Annotated in this window: 12 protein-coding genes; 3 read left to right on the top strand and 9 right to left on the bottom strand. The window is 62.3% G+C overall.

The features are described 5' to 3' along the window. Window positions 1–376, top strand: a 376-nt coding sequence (locus CN311_RS24570) for a DinB family protein (protein WP_097576264.1), incomplete at its 5' end; no start/stop codon positions are given. Between the two features lie 19 nt (window positions 377–395). On the opposite strand, the gene CN311_RS24565 is transcribed toward CN311_RS24570, so the two are convergent. The 3 genes from CN311_RS24565 to hppD all read right to left on the bottom strand — a co-directional run bounded on the left by CN311_RS24565 (window position 396) and on the right by hppD (window position 2,172). Beyond that, window positions 396–773, bottom strand: coding sequence for a type II toxin-antitoxin system VapC family toxin (locus tag CN311_RS24565; RefSeq protein ID WP_097576263.1), 378 nt, complete (start codon window positions 771–773; stop codon window positions 396–398). Then, window positions 770–994 (bottom strand): type II toxin-antitoxin system Phd/YefM family antitoxin, encoded by a 225-nt coding sequence (locus CN311_RS24560; protein ID WP_097576267.1) that lies wholly within the window; start codon window positions 992–994, stop codon window positions 770–772. The genes CN311_RS24565 and CN311_RS24560 overlap by 4 nt, the downstream gene beginning before the upstream one ends. Window positions 995–1,059: 65 nt before the next feature. Further along, complete coding sequence (gene hppD / locus CN311_RS24555) at window positions 1,060–2,172, bottom strand: 4-hydroxyphenylpyruvate dioxygenase (protein WP_097576262.1); 1,113 nt, start codon at window positions 2,170–2,172, stop codon at window positions 1,060–1,062. Window positions 2,173–2,309: 137 nt separating this feature from the next. Between hppD and CN311_RS24550 the strand changes: the two genes are divergently transcribed. Next, window positions 2,310–2,777, top strand: coding sequence for an Lrp/AsnC family transcriptional regulator (locus tag CN311_RS24550; protein WP_097576266.1), 468 nt, complete (start codon window positions 2,310–2,312; stop codon window positions 2,775–2,777). Window positions 2,778–2,781: 4 nt separating this feature from the next. Here CN311_RS24550 and CN311_RS24545 read toward each other — a convergent pair whose 3' ends face one another. From CN311_RS24545 to aztA, 4 genes are all read right to left on the bottom strand, one after another. Further along, window positions 2,782–3,120 (bottom strand): protein tyrosine phosphatase family protein, encoded by a 339-nt coding sequence (locus CN311_RS24545; RefSeq protein WP_097576261.1) that lies wholly within the window; start codon window positions 3,118–3,120, stop codon window positions 2,782–2,784. A gap of 149 nt (window positions 3,121–3,269) precedes the next feature. Then, window positions 3,270–4,211 (bottom strand): zinc ABC transporter substrate-binding protein AztC, encoded by a 942-nt coding sequence (aztC, locus tag CN311_RS24540; RefSeq protein WP_097576260.1) that lies wholly within the window; start codon window positions 4,209–4,211, stop codon window positions 3,270–3,272. 28 nt (window positions 4,212–4,239) lie between these two features. Then, window positions 4,240–5,115, bottom strand: a complete 876-nt coding sequence (aztB, locus tag CN311_RS24535) for a zinc ABC transporter permease AztB (protein WP_097576259.1) — start codon at window positions 5,113–5,115, stop codon at window positions 4,240–4,242. Continuing rightward, a complete protein-coding gene (gene aztA, locus CN311_RS24530) occupies window positions 5,115–5,939 on the bottom strand; it encodes a zinc ABC transporter ATP-binding protein AztA (RefSeq protein ID WP_097576258.1) in 825 nt (274 codons plus the stop codon). Before aztA ends, aztB begins: the two co-directional genes overlap by 1 nt. A gap of 237 nt (window positions 5,940–6,176) precedes the next feature. Here aztA and CN311_RS24525 point away from each other — a divergent pair, with 237 nt between their 5' ends. Continuing rightward, entirely contained in the window at window positions 6,177–6,521 is a 345-nt protein-coding gene (locus CN311_RS24525) for a RidA family protein (RefSeq protein ID WP_097576257.1), read from the top strand. Window positions 6,522–6,601: 80 nt separating this feature from the next. Here CN311_RS24525 and hutC read toward each other — a convergent pair whose 3' ends face one another. Beyond that, complete coding sequence (gene hutC / locus CN311_RS24520; protein ID WP_097576256.1) at window positions 6,602–7,348, bottom strand: histidine utilization transcriptional repressor HutC; 747 nt, start codon at window positions 7,346–7,348, stop codon at window positions 6,602–6,604. Beyond that, window positions 7,345–8,697, bottom strand: a complete 1,353-nt coding sequence (locus CN311_RS24515; protein ID WP_097576265.1) for a formimidoylglutamate deiminase — start codon at window positions 8,695–8,697, stop codon at window positions 7,345–7,347. Before CN311_RS24515 ends, hutC begins: the two co-directional genes overlap by 4 nt. Window positions 8,698–8,757 lie beyond the last annotated feature (60 nt).

Raw genomic sequence — 8,757 nt, 5'->3', positions numbered from 1 at the left:
AGATTATCTCTATCTCGATTTTCTCGAGGAGGGTGGCGTCGGCGCTGCCGCCCATGACGATTTCGTCCCGTTCGACGAGCCGCAAGCGCTGTTTCCCGCCCAGACCGCAGCCGACCGGCGACTCATCGCCTTCTGCGATGGCTTGTCCGAGGCCGATCTCGACCGGCGCGTCATCACCGACCGGCGCGAGGATGGCATGATCCCGGAAAAGATCGGCGACATCCTCGCCCACGTCTTTCTGCACGACATCCACCATCGCGGCCAGGTGCATGCGATGCTCTCCGGCACCTCGGTGAAACCGCCGCAACTCGACGAGTTCCTGCTCGATTACGATCTGAAGCTGAGGAGAGCGGATGTCGAGCGGCTTGGTTTGTGAGACCAACCTGCTTCGCTAATCATGCCAGAGCGACATCGTAACGCGCGAAATGCGGGTCGGATGTAAGGATGGTCAGGCTTTCCGCTTGTGCCTGCGCAATCAGCAGTCTGTCGAACGGATCACCATGGTGGCGGGGTAAGCCGCCGACGGCGTTAGCATGCTGAAAGGTTACGGCGAGCGGTTGAAATTGCATCCTCGGAAGCAGCGTCGGCAGATCGTCCGGCACATTGAGTTTTCCGATGGAACGTTTGATGGCAATTTCCCAAACGCTTGCCGCGCTCGCGAACACCACCGCTTCCGAAGCCAGGATAGCGCGGTGGTGCTCGCTGAGACGTCGATCGTCCGAAATCGACCAGAGGATGATATGTGTGTCGGCGAGAAACGGGCCGACCGTCATTTCACGTACTCGTCCCATTCGGGACCGAGTTCGTCAAAATCGTCCGCAATCCAGATCTTGCCCTTCAAGGCGCCGATACGTGGCAGGGGTTCGGCCACTGCTGGCGGCACAAGACGCGCGGCCACCTTGCCGTGGCGCGTGAGCACGATCTCCTCGCCGGCTTCCGCGCGGCTAACGAGTTCCGACAATTTGGCCTTGGCTTCAGCGATGGAGATATTCATGGCTAGATCCTTTATGACCATAATTTAGGTCATAATTGATCGAGCCGCAAGGCCGGCGGATCAGCCTACTCCGCCGCTTGCACCTTCAGGACCCCGCGCTTGATCTGGTCCTGCTCGATCGATTCGAACAGCGCGCGGAAATTGCCTTCGCCAAAGCCTTCATCGCCCTTCCTCTGGATGAACTCGAAGAAGATCGGCCCGATCACGGTTTTTGAAAAAATCTGCAGCAGGATCTTGGTCGTGCCGCCGTCGACGACGCCTTCACCGTCGATCAGGATGCCGTGCTTCTTCATCCGCTCGATCGGTTCGTCATGGCCGTTCACCCGGTCATGCGACATGTCGTAATAGGTCTCGGGCGGACCTGGCATGAATTTCAGCCCGTTGGCGGCGAGCCTGTCGGTGGCGGCGTAGATCTCGTCGGTGCCGACGGCGATATGCTGGATGCCTTCGCCATTGTACTTCTTCAAATATTCGGCGATCTGGCTGGTTTCGTCCTTGGATTCGTTGAGCGGGATGCGGATCTTTCCGCAGGGCGAAGTGATGGCGCGGCTGACCAGCCCGGTGATCTTGCCGTCGATGTCGAAGAAATGGATCTGCTTGAAACCGAACAGATCGCGGTAGAAATCCCACCATTTGTCCATCTGGCCGCGATAGACATTGTGGGTGAGGTGATCGAGATAATAGAAGCCGACGCCTTCCGGCTTCGGGTCGCGTGCGCCCAGCCACTCGAACTCGGCATCATAAGCCGAGCCCTTTTCCCCATAGGTCTCGATGAAATAGAGCAACGAGCCGCCGATGCCGACGATGGCGGGCACGTCGAGCGCTTTGTCTGAGCCTTCATAGGGGGTGGCGCCCTTGGCGACGGCATGCTCGAAAGCATGCTTGGCATCGACCACCCGCCAGGCCATCGAGGCTGCGCAGGGGCCATGCTTGTCGACGAATTTCATCGCATGCGAGCCAGGCTCGGCATTGACGACATAGTTGATGTCGCCCTGCCGCCAGACGGTGATGTTCTTGCTGCGGTGTTTTGCAACCGCGACATAGCCCATGCGGGTAAACAGCTCTGCGAGCTTCTCCGGCTCGGGATGCGCGAATTCGACGAACTCGAATCCGTCGGTTCCGGCTGGGTTGGCCTTGCTGATCTTCGCGGGTGGTGCGTCGTGCGGGAAGGGACCCATGGCAATCCTCCAAGAACTGTTCGGCCGCTTGCGGCCATCTCTCCTCATGATAGCGCCGGAGGGTCGCACGGTGCTTGCATTCAGGCGCTTGAAATGATCAAATCATGCGCGAAATATGCAAGATTGCAGGAAAATCCATGGATGATGCGCGCATCGATCAGTTTGACCGCAAGATAATGGCGCTGCTCCAGGACGATGCCGGCCTCACCAACGGCGATCTTTCCGAACGGGTGAACCTGTCGGCCTCGCAATGCTCGCGCCGCCGCCAGCGGCTGGAGGAGGACGGCTATATCAGGGGCTACAAGGCGGTGCTCGACCGCGACAAGCTTGGCTTTTCGCTGGTCAACGTCATCTCGGTGACGCTCGCTACCCACAACCGCGACAATGCCCGGCGCTTCGGCGAATTGGTGGCGCGGCTGCCCGAGGTGCAGGAGGCGCACGCGCTGACCGGCGAGATGGATTATATCCTCAAGGTGGTAACGCCCGACCTGAAATCGCTGTCGGCATTCGTCAACGGCGTGCTTTTGCCGCACGAATCCGTGCAGCATGTGAAGACGGCGATCGTGCTCGAGACGCTGAAGGAAACCGGCGCGCTGCCGATTTGACAGGTCAGCCTCTGGATTGCTGGATCAGCCCGTAGAGATTGGTGCAGCGCGCGCCGGAGCGGCAATAGGCGAAGACCGGCCCTTCGAGTTCATCCAGCGCCTCGGCTTGGTCCTCGACATTCTCGGCCGTGATCTGGCCGCTGATGACGGGGATGTAGCGGAAGGCGAGCCCGGCGGCTTCGACCGCCGCCTTGACGCTGTCCGCCGAAGGCTGGCCGGGCTGCTCGTCATCCGGCCGGTTGCAGATGATGCTCTTGAAACCGGCCTGCTTGATGGCGGCGACGTCGTCGGGTTGGATCTGGCCCGAGACCGAATAGTCCTCGCTGATCTCACGATATTCCATGTCTTGTCCTCGCAATTCTGGTTGGCGGCAGTCTTGCCATTCCCCGACGAGACCGGCAATCCGCATCGGGGGAATTCTCTGCCAAATAGATATTGCGGGCTGGAAAATCCAACCGGGACGCGAATGCCCCGGTTGGGTAAACGCTCGCCTCAACTGCCGAGGATCGCGCCTTTGATCTGGGCGATGTTGTTGTGCATCATGTCGATATAGGTCGAGGCCGGGCCATCGGGCTGCGACAGCGCATCCGAATAGAGCGTGCCGCCCACCTTGATGCCGGTCTCGCTGGCGATCTGTTCGATCAGGCGCGGATTGGTGATGTTCTCGACGAAGATCGCCGCTGCCTTGTCCTGCTGGACCTGCTTGACCAGCTTGGCGACATCGGCGGCCGAAGGCTCGGAGTCGGTCGACACGCCCTGCGGGGCAAGGAAGGTCAGGCCGTATGCGTGCTCGAAATAGCCAAAGGCGTCATGCGAGGTGATGACCACGCGCTTCTCCTCGGGTATCGACTGGATCGCCGCTTTCACTTGGCCTTCGACCGCATCGAGCTTGACGGTATAAGCTGCGGCATTGGCCTTGTAGCTGTCGCAGCCTTGGGCGTCGGCGGCGCAGAACGCGTCGGCGATGTTCTTCACATAGATCTTGGCGTTGGCGATCGACTGGAAGGCATGCGGATCGGTGACCGTCTTGCCGCTGCCGGTATCGGCGCCTTCGGCAGCGTCGGCCTCGGCGAATTCGGGCTTGAAGTTGATCGGCGTCACCCCCTTGGTCAAGGTGACGATCGATGCCTTGGTGGCGCTGGCGTCGACCAGGCGCTGCAGAAAGCCTTCGAAATGCAGGCCGTTGACCAGAACCACATCGGCGCCGGCCATCGCCACGGCATCGGCCGGGCTCGGCTCATAGACATGGGCATCGCCATCCGGCCCGACGATGGTGGTGATGTTGACCCGGTCGCCGCCGACATTCTTGGCGAAATCGGCGATGACGGTGAAGCTGGCGACCACTTTCAGCGGCTCGGCCAAGGCCGACGACGCACCAAAGGCGCTTAATGTTATAACGCTCATCGCCAAGGCGGCACGGATCGATTTCAGCATTGGGCAGGTCTCCTTCAGGGGTTGGGGATCAGGCGGTTCTATGCCGGTGATGGATGATGCGGGCGCGCAGGATGCCGCGCGTGCCAAACAGGATAGACGCGAAATAGACGACGCCAGCGGACAGGATGATGGCCGGGCCGGACGGCAGCGAAGCATGATAGGACAACAGCAGTCCGGCAACGCAGGAGGCAAAGCCGATCACCACCGCCAGCACGCACATCGGTTCGACGCGAGCGGTCCAGAAGCGGGCCGCCGCTGCCGGCAGCATCATCAGCCCGACTGAAAGCAGGGTGCCGAGCGCCTGAAAGCCACCGACCAGGTTGAGCACGACAAGGCCGAGAAAGATGAAATGCACCGGGCTGCCCAGCCGGCTGACCGAGCGCAGGAACAGTGGATCGAGACATTCGGCGACCAGCGCCCGCCAGAAGATGGCAAGGCTGACCAGCGTCACCGCGACGATGCCGCCGATCAGCGCCAGCGCCTCATTGTTGAGCGCCAACACCGTGCCGAAGAGCACATGCATGAGATCGACGCTGGAGCCGCGGATCGACACCATCAGCACGCCGATGGCCAGCGAGATCAGATAGAAGGCCGCCATCGAGGCGTCCTCGCGCTGGATGGTGAAGCGCGAAACGGCGCCTGCGCCGAGCGCCACGATGATGCCGGCGATCAGGCCGCCAATGGTCATCGGCAGGATTTCCAGCCCATAGAGCAGGAAGCCGGCGGCGGCGCCCGGCAGGATGGCGTGGGCCATGGCGTCGCCCGACAGGCTCATGCGCCGAAGCATCAGGAAGACGCCGACCGGGCAGGCGCCGAGCGACAGCATCAGCGAGCCGATCAATGCCCGCTGCATAAAGGCGAAATCGGCAAAGGGAGCGATGAAGAGGCCATAGAGCACGTCCATCAGGCAGCCCTCGGTCCGGCACCGTGATGGTGATCGTGGTCATGCGCGTGAGCAGGATCATGATGGTCGTGGTCATGCCCATGGTCATGTTCACCGGGCTCGCACCACGGCGCGTTCTCCTCCCAGGCTTCGTGGAAACGGCGCGCGCGCAGCAGGTTTTCCGGTTTCAGCGTTTCCCTGGTCTCGCCCCAGGCGACCGGCTGGCGCGCGAGCAGCAGCGTTTCGGGAAAATTCCGCCGCACCAGATCGAGGTCGTGGACGACGACCATGATTGTGCGTTGCTCCCCGTGCCAGTGCTCGATCAAGGCAATGAGATCGCCGACCGTCTTTGAATCGACCGCGTTGAACGGCTCGTCGAGCAGGATGAGGTCGGCGTCCTGCAAAAGCACGCGGGCAAACAGCGTGCGCTGCAACTGGCCGCCGGACAACGTGTCGATCGGGCGCTTCTCGAAGCCGCCAAGACCGACCGCCATCAGCGCCTGGCTGACCGAATCGCGATCTTCCCTGGTATGGCGGCCGAGAAGCCCGCGCCGTGGCCACAATCCGAGCGAAACCAGATCGACAACCCGGGCGGGGAAGGAACGGTCGAGCTCCGACTGCTGCGGCAGATAGGCGGCGCGCACGCCCGGAGCCCGGATGACGGCGCCGGCCATTGGCTTGAGCACGCCGACGATCCCCTTCATCAGCGTTGACTTGCCCGAGCCATTGGCGCCGACCACGGCGGTCAGGGAACCCTTGCGGATCGCGCCGTCGAGATGATGGATTGCCGGATGGCTGTTATAGCCCAGCGTCAGGTCGCGGAAGGTCAGGCAGGCATTGATCATCAGACGATCCGTGGGCGGCGATCCGCGAAAACTAGCGAGGGTCGAGTCGATATGTGATGTTATTACATTAGTCAACAAGCCAATCCGGCGGAATTGCGACGCCCCGGTCAACTCGTTGTGTACGCGCCTGGTTCGGGACAGGGGCTGTTGGCTCAAGAGCTTTCATCCGGGCGGCCTTGCTCGAAGCGAACTGCGACTCTAAAGAGGCGCAACCGATAAAAAGGAAGGAAACGCCCAATGAGCATTCGTCGCATCGATGTTGGCCCGCGCATGAGCCAGATCGTCATCCACGGCAACACCGTCTACCTGGCTGGCCAGGTCGGCGAACCAAGCGGCAATGTCGCATCCCAGACCAGGACCATCCTGGCGGCTATCGACGAATTGCTGGCCAAGGCTGGCACAGACAAGACCAAGATCCTGCAGGCGATCATCTGGCTGGCCGACATGAGCACCTTTTCCGAGATGAACGCGGAATGGGACAAGTGGGTGCCGCAGGGCCACACCCCGGCCCGCGCCACCGGCGAGGCCAGGCTCGCCGGCCCGGAATATCTGGTCGAAATCATCGTCACGGCGGCGATCTGAGGCGTTGAAGCTGCCAATCTCCCCCACGAGGGGGGAGATCGGACGGCACGCCGGCTTTCGCCAATCTCAAGCCCTGCAATTCACCCCTGCGACGGCCTGAATCTTGCCACCAGCGTGTGGCTCCCCGCCGGATAAATGAAGCGCACATGCGTCACCGGGTGCTCGGCGCTCCATGTCCGCCGCTCGACCACCAGGCACGGCGCACCGGGCTCGATGTCGAGGGCATCGGCTATATGATCGTCGGCGGCGATGGCCCGGATGCGGTGCTCGGCTTCGCTCCAAGGCACGCGCCCGATCAGCCACGGCCCGGCTGCGATGTCGAGAAACTCTTCCTCGCCGGCTTCCGCGACGGCGGCCAGGTTGACTAGCCTCTGTTCATGCGCGAATGGCCGCTGTCCCGCGAAATGCAGGCCCTCCAGCGCCAGTACCGGCCCTGGAGCGGCAAGTTCCAGCAGCATGCGGTCCTCGGCGCTGCTGCGTCGTTTCAGCCGCTCCAGCCTTTGATAGCGATAGGGAAGCCCAAGCGCCTCGACCTCGATCCGGATGTCGTGGATTTCCAGCACCGCGGCCTGCGACTGCGGCCGGCGCACAAAGCTGCCCGAGCGGCGGCGGCGCTCGATCAGTCCGGCTTTGGCGAGCTGCGACAGCGCCTTGTTCACGGTCATCCGCGAGCAATTGTATTCCGCCGTCAGTTCATGCTCGAACGGAATGCGGTGGCCGGGCGGCCAGGCGCCGGACAGGATCTTCTCGCTGATATCGGACAGGATGCGCTGGTGCAGCGAGACAGCCTCGCTGCCTTCCGCATCAACAGTCTCGATGATGCTCATGCCGAAAGCGCCGTCATCACGGAGCGGAAGCGCTCGGCAATGGCATCGCGCCTTGCATGCCTGCCGCCGCTGACCAGCTTTGCGCCATGCACCCAGACGCAATCGACCTTGGTGCCATTGGCGAAGATCCAGGCATCGAGGATCGCGTCCCCGGACTTGCCGGATAGCGAGGGATGGTTGGCGTCGAGCGAGACGAAATCGGCAGAGGCAGCAGAAGCTATCCGCGACGGGCCGGCGCCAAGAGCGGCACTGCCGCCGTCGAGTGCGGCATCGAACAGCGCGCGACCGGTCGAGCCGCCGGCGACCGCCAGCACATTGCGGGCGCGATGAGCGAGGCGCTGCGAATATTCGAGCTGCCGCAATTCGTCGGGCAGGCCGATCAGCACATTGGAATCGGAGCCGACACCGAAGCGGCCGCCATGTTCTCTGAATAGAGGGGCGGCGAAGGTGCCGTCGCCAAGATTGGCCTCGGTGATCGGGCAGAGGCCAGCGATTGCGCCGCTTCTGGCCATCGCCACCGTCTCGGCCTCGGTCATGTGGGTGGCGTGGATCAGGCACCAGCGCCCGTCGACACTGGCATTGGCGAGCAGCCATTCGACCGGACGCGCGCCCGACCAGGCAAGGCAGTCCTCGACCTCTTTCACTTGCTCAGCGACGTGAATGTGAATCGGTCCGTCAGGCGCCATAGCGGCAATTGCGGTAAGTTCATCCGGGGTCGCTGCGCGCAGGCTATGCGGTGCAACGCCGACGACAGGCTCATTCAACGCGCGAACACATTCCCGGCTTTTCTCAAGCAGCAGCGAGAACCGATTCACATCATTGATGAATCGTCGCTGGCCTTCATTGGGAGCGGCACCGCCGAAAGAGGAATGCGCATAGAACACTGGCAGAAGCGTCAGACCGATGCCGGTGTCGGCGGCCGCCGCAGCGATGCGCTCGGCCATCTCGGCGATGTTGGCGTAAGGTTTCCCATCGCGGTCGTGATGGAGGTAGTGGAATTCGCCAACGCGTGAAAAACCGGCCTCCAGCATCTCGACATAGAGCTGGGCTGCGACCGCCTCGACCTGGTCCGGCGTCATCGACAGCGCGAAACGGTACATCACCTCGCGCCAGCTCCAGAAACTGTCCGCCGATGGGCCGCGCAATTCGGCAAGCCCGGCCATGCCGCGCTGGAAGGCATGGCTGTGCAGGTTCGGCATTCCCGGCAACAGGATGGCGTGATGTTCGTCGCCGGGCTGGGGCAATGCGCTCGGCTCGACCATTGCGATACGGCCATCGGCAGAAACGATCCGCACCTTGTCATGCCAGCCGTCGGCCAGAAGCGCCTGTTCCGCAAAGATCGCCGTCACGTCTTTCTCCAAATCCGAATTCGCAAGCGATGATAACTCTTGCGTCGCTTCCTAATATGT

The organism is Mesorhizobium sanjuanii (genome assembly GCF_002529485.1).
GTDB classification, from domain to species: domain Bacteria; phylum Pseudomonadota; class Alphaproteobacteria; order Rhizobiales; family Rhizobiaceae; genus Mesorhizobium; species Mesorhizobium sanjuanii.
This window is presented reverse-complemented; position numbering and strand designations above follow the sequence as displayed.